Source organism: Thermosynechococcus sp. QS41, from assembly GCF_031583515.1.
Lineage (GTDB): Bacteria > Cyanobacteriota > Cyanobacteriia > Thermosynechococcales > Thermosynechococcaceae > Thermosynechococcus.
The window spans coordinates 2,632,556-2,654,027 of record NZ_CP134181.1 but is presented as its reverse complement, the minus strand read 5'-3'; the positions used below and the strand labels follow the sequence as shown (position 1 = coordinate 2,654,027).

Here is a 21,472-nt window from a genome sequence, read left to right as displayed (position 1 = left end):
TCTAATGGTCTCTGATTATAGGTATCTCTGTCAAGATTGGCTAGGGGATTTTGCAAAAATTTTCACTGTCGCTGCCGCTAGCCTCTTGAGCACGAGCATAGTGTGCCACTTTGCAAACCTGATAGGACACTTTGGCGATCGCCCACAAAGCTGCTACAACTATAAACATCTATTAAGCGTCTTGGCTAGAAAATTAGCCACATTGAGGAGAATTGCCCATGGGAGTCCACATCAAGCAGGCAGTGGAAGTCGCGACCTATATCATCTCACAACGCCTACAGGGCAAAAAGCGCTTTCCCCTCACCTTGATGCTTGAGCCTCTCTTTCGCTGTAATCTCGCCTGTTCGGGCTGCGGTAAAATTCAGCATCCCCTTGAAGTCCTGCGCAAATATCTCACCCCAGAGGAATGCTTCCGCGCCGTTGAAGAATGTGGTGCACCGATTGTTGCCATTCCCGGTGGGGAACCCCTGCTGCACCCGCAAATTGATGAAATTGTCAGTGGCTTGGTGGCACGGCGGAAGTTTGTTTATCTGTGCACCAACGGTATTCTCCTAGAGGAAAATCTTCATAAATTCAAGCCCTCCCCCTACTTTAGCTTCAGCGTTCACCTCGATGGTCTGCGGGAGTGGCACGACAAATGCGTGGATCGCAAAGGGGTCTTTGATATTGCGGTGAAAGCGATTAAAGCGGCTAAAGCCAAGGGCTTCCGTGTCACCACCAATACGACAATTTTTGAAGGGGTGGATCCCAAGGAAATGCAGGAGTTCTTTGACTTTGTCAGTTCCCTAGGGGTGGATGGCATGATGATCTCGCCGGGCTACGCCTATGAGTGGGCACCGGATCAGGAGCACTTCCTCAAACGGGAGCAAACCCGTGCCCTCTTCCGCGAAATTCTCGCCCCTTACCACGCGGGTCAGAAGAAATGGAACTTTAACCACAATCCCCTCTTCCTTGATTTCCTGGTGGGTGAAAAGGACTATGAGTGTACCCCTTGGGGAATGCCCAGCTATAGCGTCTTGGGTTGGCAAAAACCCTGCTATCTCCTCAATGAGGGGCATTACAAAACTTGGAAGGAACTGATTGAAAATACCGATTGGGAGAAGTATGGCCACAAAAGTGGCAATCCCAAGTGCCGTGACTGCATGGTGCACTGTGGTTATGAGGCCACCGCTGCCATGGATGCCTTTAACCCAGCCAATATGGTCAAGGCGGCGGGTAGTCTCTTTTAACGCGGGCGCATCAGTTGCCAACGTTGCTCTGCGGTTTCCACTGCGGTTTTCGGGGTTGATTTGCCAAGGAGAACGCTTTCGATCGCTCGTCCAAGGGTTTGGGAAAAGCGGGTATAACCACGGAAGTTGGGACGTGCCTGAGCAGCGGCTATCTGATCTAGAAAAACACGAAGCGCAGGTTGCTGTGCCACAAAGGCCTGATAGCGATCGTTGGTACGCACCCGTTCATTCACGGGCAAATACCCTGTGCCCAAAGCCCACTCCGTCTGAAATTCTTCACTGAGAACGTAGTCCAAAAAGGCTAGAGCAGCCTCTTCCCGTTGCGGTGTTGAGCGAAAGACAAAGAGATTTTCGCCCCCCAGTGCAGTTGCGGCGGTTTTGAGGGCGGGCATGGGTAGAACGCCAAAATCCACCCCCGACTGTTGGAGTTGCGCCAACGTCCAAGGCCCTGTAATTTGCATCGCCACCTCGCCACGAATCAATTGATCCAGTTCATAACCACGTTCCGGGGCAGAGAGTGTCGCTAAGCCTTCTTGTCGCAGGCGTTGCCAAAACTCAAGAGCCGCGATCGCGGGGGGTGTGTCAATGTGGGCGCTTTCTGGTGTGTCTCCGAGACTGCCACCCGCACTCCAAAAGAAGGGCAACCAAGTAAAGACGGCAAATTCCCCTTGGCCAAGGGCAAGGAGTAGTGGGGTGATGCCCTGTGCCTTTAGGGTTTGGCTGACCTGCTCTAATTCCTGCCATGTGCTGGGCAGTGTTTTCACGCCAGCGGCAGCCAATAAACTGGGACGATAAAAAATTCCAAGGTTGTTGGTGGCAAAGGGAATAGACCAGTAATGGTTGCCGTAGCGCATTGTTGGTATCAGGGCAGGACTAACTTGATCGCGGTAGGGGGAAGCTTGCCACCAGTCATCAAGGGGACGCAGGGCACCCAGATCAACAAACTGCCCCGTGATCGTGGGGTTATACCAGAGCAGATCTGGGGCGGCATTGCCCACCACTGCGGCCAGAATTTTCGGTAACTGCTGGTCGGGTTGGCCAACGTAGAGAGCTTGGACATGAATCTGGGGATGGCGGGCGTTGAAGCGATCCACAAGACGCTGGAGGACCACGCGGTTGGGGGGTGGGTTGACCCCATGCCAGAAAATCAGTTCAATCGGCTTCGCGGATTGGGTTGCCGTTGTACAGCCGATGAGCAGTAGGGCTAAGAAACCCAGCAGCAGCGCAAACCAGCCGCGTCTATTGCAGACGATCAATCGTGCGGTATTGAATGGCTTCGGCCACATGGGCAGCGGCAATCGTTTCACAGTCGGCCAGATCAGCAATGGTACGGGCTACTTTTAGGATACGGTCTGTGGCTCGCGCTGAGAGTCCCAGTTGGGCGATCGCCCGTTCTAAGAGATTAGTCGAAGTCTCATCCAAACGACACCACTGGCGCAGATGGCGGCTTTGCATTTGGGCGTTGCAGTGGAGAGTGGGTTCTTGAGCAAATCGCTGTTGGGCGCGTTGGCGTGCCGCCAAGACCCGCTGCCGTACCGTGGCTGAATCTTCCCCGAGGGTTTGGCGGGTCATTTCCTCGGGCTTGAGGCGGCTGACACTCACTTGCAGATCAATGCGATCCAGCAGGGGGCCAGAGAGCTTTGCCCAATACTGTTCTCGCTGGCGCGGCGAGCAGGTACAGGGTTGCACTGGATCGCCATAGTAGCCACAGGGGCAGGGATTGGTGCTGGCCACGAGGGTAAATTGCGCCGGGAACACCACGGATTGGCGGGTGCGGGCAATGGTGACTTGGCCATCTTCAAGGGGCTGCCGCAAAAACTCCAACACATCCCGCTTGAATTCCGTTAATTCATCAAGAAAGAGCACCCCCCGATGGGCAAGGGAGATTTCCCCCGGACGCGGATAACTGCCACCCCCCACAAGGGCAGGGCCAGAGGCAGAATGGTGCGGACTCCGAAAAGGGGGTTCTTGGAGCAATTGGCCGCGTTCTTTGAGCAGTCCAGCCACGGAGTGAATTTTGGTGACTTCAAGGGCTTCCTCAAAGGTCAAGGGCGGCAAGATGGTGGGTAACCGCCGTGCCAACATTGTTTTGCCACTGCCCGGTGGCCCGACAAAGATGAGATTGTGCCCACCCGCAGCCGCAATTTCCAAGGCTCGCCGCGCTTGATACTGCCCCTTCACGTCCTTAAGGTCAAGACCAGAGCGGGCAGAGGGTGGAGCATGCAAACTTAGGGAATTGGCTGCTGGCGATCGCGAGCTGGGGTCATTCAAAAAGGCTGCGACTTCGGCGAGGGTGTGGCAACCATAGACCTTTAGCCCCTGCACCACCGCTGCTTCAGTGACATTGGCCATGGGCACCACAAGACCGGTCATGCCTTGGGCTTGCGCCGCAACGGCGATCGCCAGTACCCCGGCCACGGGTTGCAAGGTGCCATCAAGGGACACTTCGCCGAGAAAGAGATGATCGCCGAGTAAATCCGTTGCAACCTGTCCTGAAGCAGCTAGGATACCAATGCTAATGGGGAGATCAAAGCTAGGGCCTTCCTTACGTAAATCGGCGGGGGTGAGATTAATAACAATTCGCCGCATTGGGAAGCTAAAACCGGCATTGCGAATCGCCGCCTTAACGCGCTCCCGTGCCTCTTGCACACCCGCATCGGGCAGACCCACCACCACGATCCCCGGCAAGCCGCTAGAAACATCTACTTCGACGCCGACGGGAATCGCGTCAATTCCTAGAACGGCAGCACTCCAAACCCGTGCCAGCATAGCCTCAAAATCAGAAAGAGCACCGACGACTGGCCGTGTTTCGTCTCGGTGCCCTTAACTGGTTCGCTCCTCACACACTTAATGACCTTAGCAGATGTATCGCTAATTTGTCACCATTGCATAGGATTTTTCATGAAGTTTATTTGCAAAACCCCAATTTCTGTGTCCAGTCTTAGCGCAAAGTGCCTAAGGTATGCCGCCAAGCCAACTCTTTGTTGATAATTTCGAGCGATCGCCGTTCAGTTCCACTGAAGAGGGGCGTAATGGTTTCGAGAATTTGCCCCAACAAGGGTGCGGCATAGTTTCCCGTTGAGCGCAACAAATGGGCATAGTAGCGAAACTGAGCTTGGCCTTGGGCACTGCGATGAAAGGCCAACACCTCAGCAGTGGTCAATTGCCACACGGGCGTATTCACAGGCACCACAAGGGTGGGCATCCCCTGCTGGCCATAGGTTCGATCTGCGGCAGTAACCAAATGACCAATGAGGGCAATCCACAGCAGTGTACGGGTTTCACTGACTAAATCGGGACTGAGGAAGGTGTCGGCATTCGTGGTGAGGCGCGGGCTGATCTGATGGAACTGGGGATTCAACAGTTGAGAGTTGTAAATGACCCCGACCGCCCAGTGGCGCTGCTCATCCTCGAGCTTGACAAAACGACCAAACCCATAGTCTTCTGGGGCGGGGGGGTGGGGCACATCCAAGCGATCCACCAGTTGCGCCACATAATCGCAGTGGGAGTTGGACTTGACGATGTGTCCGAGGTAAATGGCCTGCTCACTCATAGCTTGCCGCTAGGACCTGCTGTTGAATCTCAATGAGTTCTTGAATCCCTTGGGTGGCGACATCGAGAAGGCGATCGAGGGTTGGCCGATCAAAAGAACCGATCTCTGCTGTACCTTGAACCTCAATGAACTGACCATTGGCCGTCATCACGACATTGAAATCGACACTGGCTGCCACATCCTCAGCGTAGCTCAAATCCAAATAGGGGTCGCCATCAATCAGCCCCACAGAGACTGCCGCCACCTGATGACATAGGGGAGATTCGCTGAGTACCCCTTCCTGAAGTAAGGTACTCAGGGCATCCACAAGGGCAATGTAGCCCCCTGTAATCGCCAGCGATCGCGTGCCAGCATCGGCTTGGAGCACATCGGCATCCACAATCAGTGTGCGCTCTCCCAATAGGGATAGGTTCAAGGCCGAGCGTAAGCTGCGACCAATCAGGCGTTGAATTTCTTGGGTGCGCCCAGAGAGTTTGAGAAATTCTCGCTCTTGCCGTGGCCGCGTTGCACTGGGCAGCATGCGGTACTCTGCGGTGAGCCAGCCTTGGCCTGTGCCTTCTAAAAACTTGGGTACGCCTTCCTTGAGACTAACAGTGCACAACACTTGAGTTTGTCCCGCTTGGGCGAGTACCGATCCTAAGGCAAATTGGGTGAAATGCCGCTGAAACTGGTGCGATCGCAATTCCTGTGGTTGACGGCCATCGGGTCGCTGCCACCCCATGCTTGATCCCCTCTCAATCACCTTCCCTATTAGAGCTTATTTTCTGGAGCCAGCGCGAGACCTTGCCATTGGGCGATCGCCCGAGGATTGGAGATAATGTAGTTATTGCTACACGCTATACTCTTTTGCCAATGCTAAATAAAGATTAGCCCGTTGCCATAAAGAAGGAGTTTGACATTGAAAAAGGTAGAAGCCATTATTCGTCCCTTCAAACTGGATGAAGTCAAGATCGCCCTTGTCAATGCGGGCATTGTCGGCATGACCGTCTCCGAAGTACGCGGCTTTGGGCGGCAAAAGGGGCAAACCGAGCGCTACCGCGGCTCCGAATACACAGTAGAATTTTTACAAAAGTTAAAAATTGAGATTGTCGTTGAAGACAGTCAAGTGGATATGGTCGTGGCGAAAATTATTGAGGCTGCCCGCACGGGGGAAATTGGCGACGGCAAAATTTTTGTGACGCCCGTTGAGCAGGTCATTCGCATCCGCACCAGCGAAAAAGATCACGAGGCGGTTTAGGAGCGGATGCCGAAGATCTCTGGCCACACCCAGCTTCTGGGGGTGATTGGCGACCCGATTGCCCACACCCTCTCACCGGCAATGCACAATGCCGCGTTGGAGCATTTGGGTCTGGACTATGTCTATGTGCCCTTTTGGGTGAAGCCGCAGCAGTTGGGGGTGGCGATCGCTGGCCTCGATGCCCTGAATGTCGTTGGCTTTAATGTCACCCTTCCCCACAAAGAAACCATCCTTCCCTATTTGGCGGATATCAGCGACCTCGCACAGCAGGTGGGGGCAGTCAACACCGTCTATCGCAGTGAAAAGGGTTGGGTAGGTACCAATACTGATGTGCATGGCTTCTTGGCACCACTGCGGCAACAGTCCTACCTGTGGTCAGAGATTGCCGTTTTAGTCTTGGGCTATGGGGGTGCGGCACGAGCCGTGGTCACTGCCTGTTATGACTTGGGCTGTCGGCAGATCTATATCAGTGGTCGCCAAAAGGAACGGCTAGAGGCCTTTGTTGCCAGTTGGCCACAGATCACGCTCCATCCCCTTTTATGGTCAGAGCGGGTCAGTTGTTTGGAGAAAGTCAGCCTTGTGGTCAATACCACCCCCATTGGCATGAGTCCCCATACTGGCACCACCCCCCTCACAGCCGAGGACTTGGCACGATTGCCCACCACCGCCATTGTCTATGACCTCATCTACAAACCTCGCCCCACTCTTCTTTTGCAATTAGCGATGGCACGGGGACTGCAAACCTTCGACGGCCTTGCCATGCTTCTCCATCAGGGAGCCGCAGCCTTGGAGTACTGGATTGGCCAACCCGCCCCCACTGCCATCATGGCCACTGCCCTTGAAAGTGCCCTAGGGATGGAGAAATAACATGACACCTTGGCTGTCAGAACTAAGGTGGTTATCGGCGGTTTTGCTGGTGTCGCTCTTCATAGCCCTAGGGATTAAATTTGTTGCCCCCCTCTATCCCTTGCCGCCAAATTTGGGGCTAATTACTTTACTGCTCTTTTTACCGGCAACTTTGATGGGGATTGTTTTACTGAGTCTCAACCAAAACGATAACCAAAACCGCGTACCGTAAGAATGTATTGGGGATGACTGGGATCGGTTTCAATTTTCTCCCGCAGCCAGCGGATGTGGACATCAACCGTTTTGCTATCGCCAATAAAGTCATGCCCCCACACTTGATCCAATAACTGCTCCCGTGGCCAAACGCGGCGAGGGTGACGCATAAACAGTTCAAGCAGTTTATATTCTTTGGGGGAGAGATTAATCTCCTTGCCCCGCAGGGTTACGCGGCATTCTTGGGGATAGAGGCAGAGATCGCGAAAGCGCAGCACCGTTGGTACTGTGGCCTGTTGAATTTGCGTCCGCCGCAATAGGGCACGACAGCGCGCTAGCATCTCCCGCATGCCAAAGGGCTTGGCCAAGTAGTCATCGGCACCAATTTCAAGGCCAACCACTCGATCAATTTCACTGCCTTTGGCACTGATCATGAGAATGGGAACTGTACAGCCTTCACGGCGAATTAAGCGGCATAGGTCTAATCCATTGATGCCCGGCAGCATGACATCTAGGATGATCAAATGCACCTCTGCCTTTTCAGGATTAGGATCCATCAAGAGATAGGTATTAATGAGATTGAGGGCTTCATAGCCATCACTGGCCACAAGGGTATGGTAGCCTTCCTCCTGCAAAGCAAGGACAAGGGTTTCCCGAATCAGGTCTTCATCTTCAACCACTAAGATGTTGGCAAGGGCAGGTGGTGTGGCAAAAGGAGCCTTGGCGGGTTCGGCGGCTGTATCAATAGAAAGCATAAAAAACCTGCGTAGTGCCCGGTTGGCTTCATTCTATCACTGCGGTTCCTTGCCCCTATTGGTTCTTGAAGTTCATCGGGCCTGTGTATTGACTCAGCCGACTGAGTTCACTGAGCGATCGCGTGCCGGAGTAAAGCTGATCGTTGATTTCCCATGTGGGATAGCCCTGAATTCCCTTGGCACGGCAGCGTTCCACTTGGGGATTGGCACCATTGGGGTCACATTCAACATAGTTGAGTTCCCGTACTGCCTGCTTACCAAAGAGTTCCTTTTGATCGTGGCAGTGGCTACACCAATAGGCACCATACATAACCGCTCCCACTTGGGTGAGATGGCGAGCGAGGGCCATTTCCGCCGCACCTGAGGTATTGACGATGGGGATGCCAGGACCCTCAGGGTTGGCCATGCGGGCATTATAGATGCCAAAGACGGCCACCAGCGTAATCACAGCAGTAATCACGCCATTGAAAAAGAGTTGGCCGCGATCGCTCCATTCACGACCAATAATCGTCAAGATTAAAAACGTAAAGCTAAAGACGGCTGAGGCAATGCAATAGGGACAAGTGGCCTTAATCTCTGTAACCAAGATATACATGAGGTAACTGCTGAAGCTGGCCATGGCCGTTGCCCCCAGAAAGAGCAAAAGCCAAGTGGTGTTTTCAGCATTGCGGCGGAGTTCTTTTTGCTGCGGCTGGTTCAACAACAGGGGCAGGGCCGCCAACGACAGCATCCCCGTGTAGGCGACAAACCCAATGAGGGAGAGGGGAATACCAAACACGGTTGCCCAAGGACTATTGAGGACAATGTCACAGCCATCGGTGGGACAAGTGACCTCTTGATTGGTCAGCTTGGCGATCGTCAGGTAGGCGGTCACCACCATGCCAGCGAGGGCAACCCCGCCAATCAACCACCGTGACCAACGATGAATCCAAGGGGTGGAGCGTCGTCGAACCATAGGTGAGCCTCCGCATTGAATCATTTTTCATCATACCGATTGGCAGACAGCACCGCTTGGGCATTGCGGCGCCATTGGGCGGGTTTAATTCGCCGTAGGGCAGAACCACGGGTGAGTTCATCCCATGCTGCATCGCTGAGGGTGGCGAGTTCCTCTGGAGAAGTCTTCAAGAGGGGCGATCGCGGGGCAAAGTCGGCCACATTCGTGGGTTGAGCAAAGCGTTGATTCCAAGGACACACTTCTTGGCAAATGTCACAGCCGGCAACCCAGCCTTCTAAATGAGCAGCAATGGCGGGGGGAATTTCCGGGGCACGGCTTTCGATCGTGTGGTAGGCAATGCAGCGGTTGGCATCCACCACATAGGGTTCAACAATGGCGCCGGTGGGACAGGCGGCCAAGCAACGGGTACAGGTGCCGCAGTGATTAGTGTGGGGGCGATCGCCCGTCAACTCCAACGTGGTGATTAACTCTCCCAAGAAAATCCACGAGCCATACTGCCGCGAAATCACATTACTGTGCTTGCCAATCCAGCCAATTCCCGCCTGCTCCGCCCACACTTTGTCCTGTACCGGGCCTGTATCCACATACCAACGGTAGTCCATTTCAGGTACCTGAGCCTGCAGCCATTGCCCTAGGGCTTGCAAGCGTTTTCCCAAAACCCGATGGTAATCCCGCCCCCACGCATAGTGGGCAATTTTCACCTTAGGGGGTGGCTCTGGATCAGGCTGATAGTAATTGAGGGCAACGGAAATCACCGATCGCGCTCCCGTCAGGACGGCTTGAATCTCCTGTCGCCGCGGGTTGGCCATCCACGCCATCTCCCCTTGGAAGCCTTGGGCTAACCAGCGTTGTAGGGCAGCCACCCCAGAAGGATGGTCATGGGTATAGGCGCGCAAATCCACAATCCCCACCCGATGGAACCCCAACTGATGGGCAAATTGCTTAATCGCAGCAGCAGTAATCATAGAGAAATAATATCTCGCTCCTGTGAAAAGGGCTGTAGGATGAGGTTGCACCGTTTGCTGAGGGAGTAGGAAAGAGGGATGTCAGAGATGCCGCTGGTTGCCATTGTCATGGGCAGTGATTCGGATTTGCCAACCCTGCAGGGGGCGATCGCCATCTGTGAACGCTTTGGCATTCCCCATGAAGTGGCGATTCTCTCGGCTCACCGCACGCCCCTTGCCATGGTCGAGTTTGCCCAAAATGCCCATCAGCGGGGTCTGAAAGTCATTATTGCGGGTGCCGGTGGCGCTGCCCACTTGCCCGGCATGATTGCTGCCTTAACTCCCCTACCCGTGATTGGCGTACCCGTACCGAGCCGACACTTACAGGGGCTGGACTCCCTCTACTCCATTGTGCAGATGCCGGCTGGGATTCCCGTGGCGACGGTTGCCATTGGCAATGCCCAAAATGCAGGCCTATTGGCCGTCCAACTATTGGCCAGTCATGATCCAAAGCTGCTGGAGCAAGTGATAGCCTATCGTCAAGAGTTGGCCGCGACGGTGACCGCCAAGAATCAAAAACTGCAAACCCTAGGGGCTAGCGCTTATCTGCAACAGCAGTAATCTCTGATTCAGGTTCTAGGAACGAACCCGAGAGTCTTGCCTTTTGCAGATCCTGTCGAAAGAGGGGGAGAATACGGCGACATTGATCCACAAAACTCACTAACCATGTTTCCAACTGCTGCTGTTGAGTTGGGTTCACAAGAGTCTTCCCAGTTTCTAACGACCCGTGGTAGGTGATGTAGCCATCATCGGTAACAACAAAATCAGCAAACCAACTACTAGAAGGGCGGCAGGCTCGCCAGTAATTCGCGACGATGACTTTGCCAAGGTATTTTTGGGCTAATTCACTGACGCGGTTCAAGTGATCGAGGGCTTGAGCCACCGTTAAAGACGGCTGCTCTTTGACAGGGATGACTGGCTCCCTAGGCGCAGCTTGAGGACTCTCAGAGGGGCAGTCCATACCCAAAATCCGCCATAGTTTTTCCTCAAGGCTTTTGAATTGCATCTGTCGGTGAGGCTCCTCATTCCCCTCGTTGCTGAGGGAGCGGTGGAGGCGCACAATCATCTCTACAGCTGCTAATTCTGAGGGGGCAAGGGATTCTAGGCGATTTAGAATATCGTTCTCGCGATTGCCCACAGGGCACGCTTCGCGATCGCCCGCTGCTTTCTCTAAACTTTGACCGGCGAGGGCAAAAATATCGCTTCCTTGATTGAGTAAACGCAGAATGTAGTGCCTTGTCATTGGTGTGAGTGAGACCCCCACGATACGCTTCCCCCTTGCTGATTAAAGTCCTTAATTTTTATGTTAAAGGAGATCAAAATTGAACAATCCCTAGCTGTAAAACTTGAGAGGGTTTAGGAACGTCTTTACGATCAGGATTCGCGCGATAGGCATGAAATTGAACTAAAATATACGTACTCGAATCCACTGTGCTGCTCTCCCGATCGCCTGCTGCTATGAACGCTTTTGCACCTAGCTTGCCGACTGATATTGAATTACCCGATTGGTTAGCGACGTGCCTGCGAAATCCAGATTCTGAGAATGGGGATGATTTAGTCTGTCGAGCGTTTCAATTTGCCTACGACCTACACCAAGGACAGCGGCGGGCGTCTGGGGAACCCTATATTGCCCATCCTGTGGCAGTGGCAAGTATTCTGCGGGATTTAGGCGGGGGGCCTGCTCTTTTGGCGGCGGGGTTTCTCCACGATGTGATTGAGGATACCGCTGTTACGGCAGAGGAGCTAGAAGCCAATTTTGGTGCCGAGGTGCGGCGACTGGTGGAGGGGGTCACCAAGCTCTCGAAGTTTAACTTCTCCAGTAAGACGGAGCGGCAAGCGGAAAGTTTCCGACGCATGTTTTTGGCGATGGCGCAAGATATTCGGGTCATCGTTGTCAAGCTGGCCGATCGCCTGCACAATATGCGCACCCTAGAGTATCTACCGGAAGATCGCCGCCGTGCCATTGCCCAAGAAACCCGTGATGTCTTTGCCCCCTTGGCCAATCGCTTGGGGATTTGGCGGATCAAGTGGGAGCTAGAGGATTTAGCCTTTAAGTATTTAGAGCCAGAAGCCTACCGCCGCATTCAGGAACTGGTGGCGGAAAAACGCGCTAATCGCGAGGCACAACTGCAGCAGGCGATTCAAATTCTCTATGACCGCTTATCGGGAATGGGCTTTGGATACTTAGAAATTAGTGGCCGTCCCAAACACCTCTACAGCATCTATCAAAAAATGATGCGGCAGCAAAAAGAATTCCATGAAATCTATGATGTGGCGGGCATTCGCATTCTGGTGGCCACAAAGGATGAGTGCTATCGTGCCCTTGCCGTCGTCCATGACTGTTTCCTTTCCGTGCCAGGGCGGTTCAAGGACTACATCAGCTTGCCCAAACCCAACCAGTATCAATCACTGCACACGGTGGTTATTGGTCTTGGGGGGCGCCCCTTGGAGGTGCAAATTCGCACATTGGCGATGCACCATGTCTCTGAGTATGGGATTGCCGCCCACTGGAAGTATAAAGAAACAGGTCATTCCTTGCCGCAACAGTGGAGTGCTCGCGATCAAAAATTCACTTGGCTACGGCAACTGCTGGATTGGCAAAATGACCTCAAGGATGCCCAAGAATATCTCGATAGCATTCGCGATGATCTCTTTGATAAGGAGGTCTATGTCTTTACGCCCCAAGGGGACGTCCTTGCCCTGCAACAGGGGGCGACGCCCCTCGACTTTGCCTACCATATTCACACCGATGTCGGGAATCACTGTGCTGGGGCACGGGTGAATGGTCGGATAGTGCCCTTGGATACACCACTGCGCAATGGCGACATTGTTGAGATCATCACCCAGAAAACTGCCCACCCCAGTTTGGACTGGTTGAACTTTGTTAAAACCACAACGGCACGCAATCGTATTCGGCAGTGGTACAAGCGATCGCGCCGCGATGAAAACCTGCAGCGGGGACGGGAATTACTGGAGAAGGAACTGGGCAAAGCGGGTCTAGAAGCCCTTCTGAAGTCACCGCAGATGCAACAGGTGGCAGAGCGCAGCAACTACCAAAGTGTCGATGATTTAGTGGCCGCCTTGGGCTATGGCGAAATTACGCTGAATCTGGTGGTGAATCGGCTGCGGGCAATTACCCTAGCGCGTCCCGAGACAACCCCACCGGAACTGCCTTCAGAATCTGCCCCTGTTAACCGTGTACCTGCCAGCACGAAACCCAGTGATTCCCCGATTCTTGGGGTGGAGGGTTTGGTTTATCACATTGCTGGCTGCTGTTGTCCTGTGCCCGATGAACCGATTATTGGCGTGGTGACGCTGGGGAGTCGGGGTATTTCAATTCATCGTCAGGGCTGTAGCAACCTAGAGTCGGTGTCGAGCGATCGCCTGATTCCCGTGAGTTGGAACACAAAAGTCAATCAACGCCGTCCCCAAACCTACCCTGTGGATGTGCAAATTGAGGTGATTGATCGCGTTGGTATTCTTAAGGATATTTTGACCCGTTTAACTGATAATCAAATTAATGTGCGACGAGCCAATGTCCACACAGATCCGGGACGCACGGCGATTATTGATTTGTGTATTGATATTGTGAATGCAAAGCAGTTGGATCATCTCTTGGCGCAAATTAGAAAAATCACTGATGTCCTCAACATTCGTCGCCGTCAGCACACGGAAGTGAGTTCTCCCTAGGTCGGATCGTCCGCTCCCAGACCCCCAAGGACGATTAAGGAAACGCATTTGTGACATCACTCCTTCTGGAACCCCTACAACAGTACCCAGCGGAAGCCCTTTCCCCAACATTGGTTGCCCTGCAAGAGGCGCAAAAAATCTTGCCACCGCCTCATCCTGTCTGGCTGACTTCCACCAATGTCTGGCAACAGTTACGCTCTGGCGTCATTCCCCTGTGGCACGCGGCCTGCGATCGCTGGCAAGAGGTGCCCCCCAATGCGGCGGATTTCAAGGCACTGGCACTGAGGATGACCCATGAATTAACCCCTTTGGATGTGGGGGAGTTAGAAACAATTTTTGCTGCTTGTCATCACTTTTGGCAACAACAGGGGGGAGAACGTCATCTTGTTCTCACCACCTATCTTTGGCAGGAAGCGGTGGACTTACCTTGGGGGCTAGGCCGTGGAACCGTGTTACATCATCCCAGTTTACCCCTGTGTCATCAGGCGATCGAAGCGGCCTTTGCTGCCCTTGTCCAAGCCAAGAATCTCTATACCTATTGGCAGCAGGGATGGGATTTTTGTCACCTCAAAGTGGCGATTTTGCTTTACCCCTTGAGTACCATTGTTGCCTCAGGCTGGTGGACAGGGAGTGATCCAAGGTTGCCGGCGATCGCCAGCGGTGTGACGCTCCCCCATCACGGCATTCCTTTGCCCCCAAGGGGAATTGAGCTGACGCCCGCAGAGGAACAATACTTGCAGCAGGCCTGTCGCGGGTCGGCGTCCCATCTCTGGGTTTGGCATCGCAGTCAGACACAGGTTTGGTGGGGACAGTGTTTAGCAGAACCTCTGCCGCTGGCGCCCTTGCCGCAGGCCGTGGAGCGCACCCTCATAGCTGAAGGGCTACCCGCTGCGCCGGGGCAGGCGATCGCCCCTGCCCTTGTGGTTACAGACCCCTGTGCTCCTGCGGCTGTTGCTGGGCAGATCTTGGTGAGCAAAAGTATTCCACCCCACTGGTTGCCCCTCGTGAGTGCTGCGGTTGGTGTGATTTGTGAGCAGGGGGGCTTAACCAGTCATGGTGCCATTCTGGCGCGGGAATTGGGACGGCCAGCGGTGGTCGGTGTGGTAAATGCGACTCAGCAGATTAGTTCAGGAATGACGCTGTTTCTAGATGGTCATCGGGGGTCTATCTATCAACTGCCCCCAGAGCCATTGCCCGTGGTGGCGACCCCCTCGCCGCAAACGCCCTCACTCCCGACGGTCAAGCGGTTGCCGTTGCCGGTCATGGTAAATGTCAGTCAAGTCAGTGCCCTGCGGTTATTGCGATCGCTCCCCTGTGATGGCATTGGTCTATTGCGCTCAGAGTTGATGTTGTTGGCCTTTTTGGATCATCGCCATCCCTGTCATTGGTTGGAGCAGGGGGACGCTGAGCAGTTGCGCGATCGCTGGGTGCAGCACCTCTGTGAATTTATGCGGGCGATCGCCCCCCGTCCCCTCTTTTATCGCACATTGGATTTACGGCCAGCCGACTATCGCCAACTCTTGGGGGGACATCAGTTTGAGCCGGCAACGGATTGGGGACTGCGGGGAGTGAGTCGCTATCGCCATTGTCCAGAGCTGTTTCATTTGGAACTGTCAGCGCTGGCGATCGCCCACCGCTTAGAAGCCTGCCCGCTGCGTATTATCCTTCCCTTTGTCCGCAGTGTCAGTGAGGTGGTCTATTGTCAAAAGGCTCTTGCCCAGCATGGTCTGACAGCCAAGGCGGGTGTGGAACTGTGGGTAATGGCGGAGGTGCCGGCCATTTTATTTTTACTGTCTGATCTGGCCAACCTTGGCGTTGCTGGCATTACGATTGGCACCAATGATCTGACGCAACTGCTGTTGGGCATTGATCGCGAAACAACACTACCGGAATTAAATGAAGACCATCCTGCCGTTAGGGGGGCGATCGCCCAATTGATTCAACAGGCCAAAGCCCATCACCTAGGATGCCATCTGTGTGGCGAAGCCCCCACTCGCTATCCCCATTGGCTGCCGTGGTTAATTGATTTGGGGATTGACGGCATTTCTGTGAGTCCTGAGGTTGTCACCCAAGTGTTGGATCAGTTTTAATCGTGAATAAAGTGGTGCTTCTTGATGCAAAATCATGCTTATCTACTGCACCCGCCCCCAGTGTTCCCATCCCCACAATGACCTGCCTGAACTAGAGGGGGATGTCTTGGTGGATACCATTAGCCAAAAGTACTGCGCCAACTGCGGCATGCCCTTGATTTTGCGGGGGCGCTATGTTGCCCAACAGCTGTTGGGACAGGGGGGCTTTGGTATTACTTACCTAGGGCGAGATTTGGATACGCCCGCCAAGCGCCAATGTGTGATTAAACAGCTCCAAGTTGAAACCTCAAATCCAGACCTCTTGCAAAAAGCAGAAAATTTATTCAAGCGAGAAGCACGACTCCTAGAAACGTTGGGGGAACATCCCCAAATTCCTACCCTATTTGCCTTCTTTCAGGAGCGGGTGAGCAGCAGCACAGGCAAAGCAGAACAACACTATTTTTATCTGGTTCAAGAATTTATTGATGGCGATACGCTTGAGTGTGAACTTGCCTATCGCGGTTATTTGAGTGAAGAGGAAGTTCGTGAGGTCTTAAAGGATCTCCTACCTGTTTTGCAGTACATCCACGATCAAGGGGCTATTCATCGAGACATTAAGCCAGCAAACATCATTCGCCAATCGGCAAAGAACAGTAAATTTCCGGGGCAGCGTCGCCTTTACCTCATTGACTTTGGTGCAGTCAAGGAGATTTCCCGTGTTACCGAAGTTGCGAAGGGACATACAAAAATTTATACAGCGCATTATGCCGCACCAGAACAAGTCAGCGGTGAGCAGGTTTTTCCGAGTTCTGATCTGTACGCCCTAGCAGTGACCTGTATTGTCTTACTCACGGGCAAAGATCCCAAGGAATTGTTTGATAACTACCATCACACTTGGAATTGGCAAAAGTATGTCCAAATCACACCAACGTTTCGCGATGTTTTGGCAAAGATGCTGGCCGTTGCACCCAGCGATCGCTATCAATCCGCCAAGGAAGTCGAAGCTGCCCTAGCGGATGCAGAGACAGAAACAAAAAAAACGTTAGAGATGCAGGCGCTAGAAACACCACTGATTACTAAACTGGTTACTGAGGAGTCTCCACCACCTCGCTTAGCGCCGTCGGTCAACTGGCTGCTTGAGAAGTACAACCGTAGCTTGCAGAGTGATTGGTTAGAGCTGCAAAACTATGGAACACTGGTGCGTCCTTCAGGTTCTCAAAGCGAGGGTGCCATTTTTACTGAGTGTCCTGCTCATCCCAGCTATTTAGTGATCACAGATGTCAATCAACAGTCTTGGCTTGTTCCCTTGCATAGGGGAGACTTCGATGCTTACTTATTTCGGCGAACGTTGCCCCAGCACCCCAGTGAAAAGTCAGGGCAATTGCTGAGGCCAGCACGGGTTGAACGGCAGGATCAACATTGGCGGATGATTGAGGCAGGCAGTATTGTCCATGAACCGGTTGTCACACCCCCACCCCTCTCTACCACGCCTACAGGACAACTCTTCTCTGGGACTCAATCAGTACCCACAGCTCAGTCATCATTCGCACCGTGGTTCATCCTCGGCTCACTTGTGATTACCTTTGGGAGTATGTTTGCAGCGATGGCTGTAATTTTGCTGTCGAACCGCCTAGAACCCCGCCCTCCCTCGCTAGCCAATTCCCCTACTGAAGTCGCAGAAACTCCTGACCAATCGCCCCCTATTGAATCTCCGTTGCCAACCCCAGAAACTGTTTCTACACCCCCACCCACTGCAAGTGCTAGCGAACGCGTCCTGCTTGACCCGGAGCTGCTCCCTGATCCCAGCCTTTTTGTTGAAAATTACTATGCTCTGATTAACGCCGGCAATTACGAGGCAGCGTGGCATCAATTGACCAGCTCTTTCCAAAATGATGCCTCAGCACACCCCAACGGCTATGGTTCATACATCGATTGGTGGACTAAAGTGCAGTACGTTGATGTTTATAGTACTGAAGTTGTCGGTTTAACTTCAGATAGAGCCGTTGTTGATGCAAATCTTCACTACATAATGAACTCTGGTCAAGACTTTTATCAAACGTTACGCTTTACTTTAGTCAATGTTGGTGGCGAATGGCTAATTCAAGGAACCCAAGCTCTCTAGCGTGCTAGCGGGGGAGTCACTGGCTGATGCAGGATGGCACGGAGTTCAACTTGGCACTGCAGAGCTATCCTCAACTCAATCCCACGCGACAACCGACAGTGGAGGCACTGGCTCAGATTCTTGCCGATTACCGCGCCAAGGGCATTTCTAGTTTGACGTTATCGCAGGCTTTTCGTTAGAAGCCATAGTGTTCAATCGCTTCGAGAATCCCTTGGGCATAGTGACCTTGAGCAAAGTAAATATGGGGGCGATCGCGCAACTTTTCCAATTCCGGACTGTGATTGCCCACAACAACAGCAAGGGTATTCCCCGTCAGCATTTGCTCGTCATTGCCAGAGTCCCCAGCCACCAACAGTTTTTGCAGCGGATAGCCCCACTTGAGGGCAAGATAGCGCAGGGCATCGCCTTTAGAGGCACGCAGGGGCAAAATATCCAAGAACTGATTGTGGGAGAAAATTGGCCGACAATGGAGTTTCTGCTGCCGTAGCAAACGTAACACCGGTGTAATGCTGGGGAGAACCGTGGTATCCACGTTGTAGCTAATTTTGTGGGAGCGTTGATTTTCTGGGGGTTGCAGCGTCAGGCCTGCCACATCGGCGAGGGTGTCTCTGACCCGTTGGGGTTCCCAGCGATAGCTAATGTGCTGCTGCCAACTGGTGTCGGGAACCAAGTGAGGGCCATAGTGAATTTCACTGCCCACGGACGTAATTAAAACATCGGGAATCGGCACGCCCCATTCATGGAGGACCTCTAGGGTAATTTCGAGATGACGCCCCGTTGCCACCCCAAAGCCCATTTCAGGACGGCGTTGCAGAAGCGTTAAGAGTCGCTCCAAGGCCGGGCGATCGCCAATCAAGGTATTGTCAATATCACTAATCAACAGGCGTTCGAGGGTGAGCAGGCGGTTCCGTGTCAGCGTCGTTGGCAGTTTATTACTCTGGTACTGAGCCGGTTGGCGTTGCACACTCAACACGGGCAAGACTGATTTTTCCGCCAGTTGAGCAAGGGCGTGCAGATACATCTCCACATGACTGCGCCAAGAGTAGTGGGCTTGTACCCCCTTCAGGCCATTGTCTGCCCAAGTCTGCCACTGGCTATCACTTTGAAAGGCTTGATGCAAGGCACTGCGAATGGCTTCTAGATCAAGGGCATCAAAGAGCAACCCATTGCGACAGTGGCGGATAATCTCCTGCGGCCCGCCATCCGCTGTCGCCAAAATCGGTAATCCACAGGCAGCCGCTTCAATGAGCGTCAGGCCAAAGGGTTCAGTGAGGGCAGGGTTGATAAAGACGCCCCGTTGCTGCGCGGCTAAACGGTAAAGATCGGGGACTTCATCACTGGTGTGGGTTTTCGGATAGGCAACTTTGCCATAGAGGTCATAGCGATCGACCAGCAAAAAGAGTTCGGTCAACACCTGGCGAGGGCTGGCCTCCATCTTGCTAATATCGGTGCGATTGCCGAGTACTAAGACCAGATTCGCTCGCTCCTGTAAAAAGGGATCAGTGCCATAGACATTGAGCAACGCAGCCACGTTCTTGCGCGGTACTGGCCGGGAGAGGCAAAAGATAAAGGGCTTTTCCGGTTCCACTAAAAAGCGACGCAATTCCTTGCGAAAGGGTAAATCGGCAGGGACAGGCCCTGGATAGAAACGGCGGGTATCTACCCCCGGCGGAATAACGGCCATCCGTCCCGGATCGTATTGATCGTAGAGGCGATACTGCTCTTCGACCTCCTGATGGGTACTGGCAATAATGAGTGCGGCACTGGCAAGGGTTTGCTCCTCGGCTTCAATGCGAGTCGTAAAGTGAAACTGCTCCTCAATGGCATCGGGCTTACTACCCTGGGCAAGGAGTCGCTGTCGCTTGACCCGGCCGAGGGAATGCCCAGTGTGAACAAGGGGAACCCCCAACCAACCGGCAACACGGCAGCCCACATAACCGGCATCGGCATAGTGACTGTGGATCACATCGGGCATGCGGCCACTTTGGCGGAGATGGCGCAACAGTTCATCGGCAAATACGTCTAAATAGGGCCAAAGCACTTCCTTGCGCAAATAGCGGCGAGGACCACAGGCTAGGCGGACAATGCGGGCGCGATCGCCAATTCGCTCAATGGGCTGGGCATAGTCGGGGCTGACCTTGGCATCGGGAATCAGACGAGTGACCAAATCCACCTGCGCCACCCGGGGATGGGCTGCAAGGGTTTTTGCCAGTTCGACCACATAGCGGGTTTGTCCTCCCGTATCGGCATCGCGTCCTAGTTCAAGGCGATCGCCCCGAATCAAACCATGAATACTGATGAGGACAATGTATAATCCATCTTGCATAGCCGCTCCCTTACTTGGTGCACGACAACCCAATTGGGGGTCATCCTCACCCTACCGAAAAACATGAGCATTGTCCAAAAACCCATGGCGGCAATCCCCCCAGCAATTCATCTCAAAGAGGTCTCCTTTGGCTGGTCGCCAGAGGTTTTAGTGCTGGATCGGGTGTCCCTAGAAATCCCGCGGGGGCAACTATGGATGCTCCTCGGCCGCAATGGCAGTGGTAAGTCAACGCTGGTGCGTATTTTGGGAGGTCTCTTGCAGCCCCAAAGCGGTGAAGTCTATGTGGAGCAACCCCTTGGCTTTGTCTTCCAGAACCCCGATCACCAACTGGTGATGCCCAGTGTCGGTGCGGATATTGCCTTTAGTCTCAATGGTGAATCCCTCAACTATTGGCAGGTGCGCGAGCGCGTCAGTGCCGCCCTACAAGCTGTGAATTTACAGGGGCTAGAACGCCGTCCCATCTATGCCCTCAGTGGCGGCCAAAAACAGCGGGTAGCCATTGCCGGGGCGATCGCTCGCCATTGTCGGGTGCTATTGCTCGATGAACCCACGGCACTCCTTGACCCCGATAGCCAGCGGGAACTCCTAGGCTACGTGCGCCAACTGGTCAACAGCCAAGGGATCACCGCACTGTGGGTCACCCACCGTCTCGATGAACTGGCGCAAGCGGACGGTGCCATTGTTCTGGATCGTGGCAAAGTGATTGGCCAAGGGGCACCCAGCGACATGATGCCTCTGCTGCATGCTTGAAAAGCCAACCATTCCTGCACCGAAAGGAATCTCTCAAACCGCTGGCACTCCTCTTGGGCTGCTATGATCAAGGACTAAAGATATAGAATGCTTGCATACGAATTCACCTGTAGGATTGAATTATTGCATTAGGAGCGATCGCCATGACTGAAACGCCTCAAACCCCACCCCCCGAAGAACCCACAGCCAAAGCTAGCCGTCCCGCCCGTCGCAGCAACCCGCCCGCCAAAGAAAATAGCGGTCAAATGGTTTCCCTTGCCGAAAAAACGGCTCTTGCCCCCGCAGGCACAACCACAGCCAGCGACATCGTGGTATGGCAAACCTTTAATAGTGCCGGCTTACGTCCCATTGAAGCCAGTCCCGTGCAAGTGGTGCACATGATCAAAGATGCCGGCGAGCGTCCGGTGCTCAGCAGTGGCCTGCAAATCTACGACAGCATCAACTCCGCCGGTATTCGCCCCATCGTGGCCACCAATTTCCGCGTGGTTGAAACCCTGAACATCATGGGGGTGCGCCCCGTGGCAGCGGATGACTTTGAAATTGTCGAAACAGTGAATTGGATGGGCATTCGTCCGATTACCACCAGTGGGCTGCACATTGCTGAAACCTATTATTCCGCTGGGGAACGGCCTGTGGCTTCTAATATCATTGATGATTCACCCGTCCTCATGGGCTATCTGGACTAGGGTCATAGTGTTGACCATTCAACCCTGTAGGTGGGGG

The 21,472-nt window shown here is 53.7% G+C and carries 20 protein-coding genes; 11 read left to right on the top strand and 9 right to left on the bottom strand.

Translation table 11 applies throughout. The features are described from left to right. Positions 1-218: 218 nt before the first annotated feature. Positions 219-1,229 carry an adenosyl-hopene transferase HpnH gene (gene hpnH / locus RHJ80_RS13020; RefSeq protein WP_310801193.1) on the top strand — a complete coding sequence of 337 codons (1,011 nt, stop codon included), beginning with the start codon at positions 219-221 and terminating at the stop codon, positions 1,227-1,229. Here hpnH and RHJ80_RS13015 read toward each other — a convergent pair. The 4 genes from RHJ80_RS13015 to rph all read right to left on the bottom strand — a co-directional run bounded on the left by RHJ80_RS13015 (position 1,226) and on the right by rph (position 5,503). After that, entirely contained in the window at positions 1,226-2,515 is a 1,290-nt protein-coding gene (locus tag RHJ80_RS13015; RefSeq protein WP_310801192.1) for an ABC transporter substrate-binding protein, read from the bottom strand. The genes hpnH and RHJ80_RS13015 overlap by 4 nt on opposite strands. Continuing rightward, the gene (locus RHJ80_RS13010) at positions 2,469-3,998 is read right to left on the bottom strand and encodes a YifB family Mg chelatase-like AAA ATPase (protein ID WP_310801191.1); all 1,530 of its coding nucleotides are present in this window, start codon (positions 3,996-3,998) and stop codon (positions 2,469-2,471) included. The genes RHJ80_RS13015 and RHJ80_RS13010 overlap by 47 nt, the downstream gene beginning before the upstream one ends. 172 nt (positions 3,999-4,170) lie before the next feature. Beyond that, on the bottom strand, positions 4,171-4,782 hold the full coding sequence (locus RHJ80_RS13005; RefSeq protein ID WP_310801190.1) for a hypothetical protein: 612 nt from the start codon (positions 4,780-4,782) through the stop codon (positions 4,171-4,173). Further along, positions 4,775-5,503 (bottom strand): ribonuclease PH, encoded by a 729-nt coding sequence (gene rph / locus RHJ80_RS13000; RefSeq protein ID WP_310801189.1) that lies wholly within the window; start codon positions 5,501-5,503, stop codon positions 4,775-4,777. Before rph ends, RHJ80_RS13005 begins: the two co-directional genes overlap by 8 nt. Positions 5,504-5,680: 177 nt before the next feature. On the opposite strand from rph, the gene RHJ80_RS12995 reads away from it, so the two are divergent. From RHJ80_RS12995 to RHJ80_RS12985, 3 genes are read left to right on the top strand one after another with little or no spacing between them, the layout of a single operon-like run. Next, on the top strand, positions 5,681-6,019 hold the full coding sequence (locus RHJ80_RS12995; protein ID WP_206200518.1) for a P-II family nitrogen regulator: 339 nt from the start codon (positions 5,681-5,683) through the stop codon (positions 6,017-6,019). Between the two features lie 6 nt (positions 6,020-6,025). Then, complete coding sequence (locus RHJ80_RS12990) at positions 6,026-6,886, top strand: shikimate dehydrogenase (protein WP_310801188.1); 861 nt, start codon at positions 6,026-6,028, stop codon at positions 6,884-6,886. A 1-nt stretch (position 6,887) separates the two neighbouring features. Further along, a complete protein-coding gene (locus RHJ80_RS12985) occupies positions 6,888-7,097 on the top strand; it encodes a hypothetical protein (RefSeq protein WP_310801187.1) in 210 nt (69 codons plus the stop codon). On the opposite strand, the gene RHJ80_RS12980 is transcribed toward RHJ80_RS12985, so the two are convergent. From RHJ80_RS12980 to queG, 3 genes are read right to left on the bottom strand one after another with little or no spacing between them, the layout of a single operon-like run. Further along, entirely contained in the window at positions 7,063-7,833 is a 771-nt protein-coding gene (locus tag RHJ80_RS12980; RefSeq protein WP_310801186.1) for a response regulator transcription factor, read from the bottom strand. The genes RHJ80_RS12985 and RHJ80_RS12980 overlap by 35 nt on opposite strands. A 55-nt stretch (positions 7,834-7,888) precedes the next feature. Beyond that, positions 7,889-8,788: a vitamin K epoxide reductase family protein gene (locus RHJ80_RS12975; protein ID WP_225901597.1), complete on the bottom strand. Its 900-nt coding sequence runs from the start codon at positions 8,786-8,788 to the stop codon at positions 7,889-7,891. Positions 8,789-8,808: 20 nt separating this feature from the next. Beyond that, positions 8,809-9,753, bottom strand: coding sequence for a tRNA epoxyqueuosine(34) reductase QueG (gene queG, locus RHJ80_RS12970; RefSeq protein ID WP_310801185.1), 945 nt, complete (start codon positions 9,751-9,753; stop codon positions 8,809-8,811). 78 nt (positions 9,754-9,831) lie between these two features. Here queG and purE point away from each other — a divergent pair, with 78 nt between their 5' ends. Next, a complete protein-coding gene (gene purE / locus RHJ80_RS12965) occupies positions 9,832-10,353 on the top strand; it encodes a 5-(carboxyamino)imidazole ribonucleotide mutase (RefSeq protein ID WP_310743888.1) in 522 nt (173 codons plus the stop codon). Here the strand turns inward: purE and RHJ80_RS12960 are convergent. Continuing rightward, a complete protein-coding gene (locus RHJ80_RS12960; protein WP_310801184.1) occupies positions 10,328-11,035 on the bottom strand; it encodes a hypothetical protein in 708 nt (235 codons plus the stop codon). The two genes, purE and RHJ80_RS12960, sit on opposite strands and share 26 nt — an antisense overlap. Positions 11,036-11,250: 215 nt before the next feature. Here RHJ80_RS12960 and RHJ80_RS12955 point away from each other — a divergent pair, with 215 nt between their 5' ends. The 4 genes from RHJ80_RS12955 to RHJ80_RS12940 are packed head-to-tail and all read left to right on the top strand — an operon-like array spanning position 11,251 to position 17,852. Then, positions 11,251-13,482, top strand: coding sequence for a bifunctional (p)ppGpp synthetase/guanosine-3',5'-bis(diphosphate) 3'-pyrophosphohydrolase (locus RHJ80_RS12955; protein ID WP_310801183.1), 2,232 nt, complete (start codon positions 11,251-11,253; stop codon positions 13,480-13,482). 50 nt (positions 13,483-13,532) lie between these two features. Beyond that, on the top strand, positions 13,533-15,572 hold the full coding sequence (locus RHJ80_RS12950; RefSeq protein ID WP_302678501.1) for a putative PEP-binding protein: 2,040 nt from the start codon (positions 13,533-13,535) through the stop codon (positions 15,570-15,572). A gap of 34 nt (positions 15,573-15,606) precedes the next feature. Next, positions 15,607-17,673 (top strand): serine/threonine-protein kinase, encoded by a 2,067-nt coding sequence (locus RHJ80_RS12945; RefSeq protein WP_310801182.1) that lies wholly within the window; start codon positions 15,607-15,609, stop codon positions 17,671-17,673. A gap of 26 nt (positions 17,674-17,699) precedes the next feature. Beyond that, positions 17,700-17,852: a hypothetical protein gene (locus RHJ80_RS12940; protein ID WP_310744645.1), complete on the top strand. Its 153-nt coding sequence runs from the start codon at positions 17,700-17,702 to the stop codon at positions 17,850-17,852. On the opposite strand, the gene RHJ80_RS12935 is transcribed toward RHJ80_RS12940, so the two are convergent. After that, positions 17,849-19,999, bottom strand: coding sequence for an HAD-IIB family hydrolase (locus RHJ80_RS12935; protein ID WP_310801181.1), 2,151 nt, complete (start codon positions 19,997-19,999; stop codon positions 17,849-17,851). The two genes, RHJ80_RS12940 and RHJ80_RS12935, sit on opposite strands and share 4 nt — an antisense overlap. A gap of 63 nt (positions 20,000-20,062) precedes the next feature. On the opposite strand from RHJ80_RS12935, the gene RHJ80_RS12930 reads away from it, so the two are divergent. Together RHJ80_RS12930 and RHJ80_RS12925 are read left to right on the top strand one after the other, a co-directional pair. Continuing rightward, the gene (locus RHJ80_RS12930) at positions 20,063-20,749 is read left to right on the top strand and encodes an energy-coupling factor ABC transporter ATP-binding protein (protein ID WP_302679172.1); all 687 of its coding nucleotides are present in this window, start codon (positions 20,063-20,065) and stop codon (positions 20,747-20,749) included. Positions 20,750-20,892: 143 nt separating this feature from the next. Continuing rightward, positions 20,893-21,435, top strand: a complete 543-nt coding sequence (locus tag RHJ80_RS12925; RefSeq protein ID WP_225901596.1) for a hypothetical protein — start codon at positions 20,893-20,895, stop codon at positions 21,433-21,435. Positions 21,436-21,472 lie beyond the last annotated feature (37 nt).

Bases quoted from the DNA above. Each gene is read 5' to 3' on its own strand.
- hpnH (WP_310801193.1), top strand. From the start codon at position 219: ATGGGAGTCCACATCAAGCAGGCAGTGGAAGTCGCGACCTATATCATC.
- RHJ80_RS13015 (WP_310801192.1), bottom strand. From the start codon at position 2,515: ATGTGGCCGAAGCCATTCAATACCGCACGATTGATCGTCTGCAATAGA.
- RHJ80_RS13010 (WP_310801191.1), bottom strand. From the start codon at position 3,998: ATGCTGGCACGGGTTTGGAGTGCTGCCGTTCTAGGAATTGACGCGATT.
- RHJ80_RS13005 (WP_310801190.1), bottom strand. From the start codon at position 4,782: ATGAGTGAGCAGGCCATTTACCTCGGACACATCGTCAAGTCCAACTCC.
- rph (WP_310801189.1), bottom strand. From the start codon at position 5,503: ATGGGGTGGCAGCGACCCGATGGCCGTCAACCACAGGAATTGCGATCG.
- RHJ80_RS12990 (WP_310801188.1), top strand. From the start codon at position 6,026: ATGCCGAAGATCTCTGGCCACACCCAGCTTCTGGGGGTGATTGGCGAC.
- RHJ80_RS12985 (WP_310801187.1), top strand. From the start codon at position 6,888: ATGACACCTTGGCTGTCAGAACTAAGGTGGTTATCGGCGGTTTTGCTG.
- RHJ80_RS12980 (WP_310801186.1), bottom strand. From the start codon at position 7,833: ATGCTTTCTATTGATACAGCCGCCGAACCCGCCAAGGCTCCTTTTGCC.
- RHJ80_RS12975 (WP_225901597.1), bottom strand. From the start codon at position 8,788: ATGGTTCGACGACGCTCCACCCCTTGGATTCATCGTTGGTCACGGTGG.
- queG (WP_310801185.1), bottom strand. From the start codon at position 9,753: ATGATTACTGCTGCTGCGATTAAGCAATTTGCCCATCAGTTGGGGTTC.
- purE (WP_310743888.1), top strand. From the start codon at position 9,832: ATGTCAGAGATGCCGCTGGTTGCCATTGTCATGGGCAGTGATTCGGAT.
- RHJ80_RS12960 (WP_310801184.1), bottom strand. From the start codon at position 11,035: ATGACAAGGCACTACATTCTGCGTTTACTCAATCAAGGAAGCGATATT.
- RHJ80_RS12955 (WP_310801183.1), top strand. From the start codon at position 11,251: ATGAACGCTTTTGCACCTAGCTTGCCGACTGATATTGAATTACCCGAT.
- RHJ80_RS12945 (WP_310801182.1), top strand. From the start codon at position 15,607: ATGCTTATCTACTGCACCCGCCCCCAGTGTTCCCATCCCCACAATGAC.
- RHJ80_RS12940 (WP_310744645.1), top strand. From the start codon at position 17,700: ATGCAGGATGGCACGGAGTTCAACTTGGCACTGCAGAGCTATCCTCAA.
- RHJ80_RS12935 (WP_310801181.1), bottom strand. From the start codon at position 19,999: ATGCAAGATGGATTATACATTGTCCTCATCAGTATTCATGGTTTGATT.
- RHJ80_RS12930 (WP_302679172.1), top strand. From the start codon at position 20,063: ATGAGCATTGTCCAAAAACCCATGGCGGCAATCCCCCCAGCAATTCAT.
- RHJ80_RS12925 (WP_225901596.1), top strand. From the start codon at position 20,893: ATGACTGAAACGCCTCAAACCCCACCCCCCGAAGAACCCACAGCCAAA.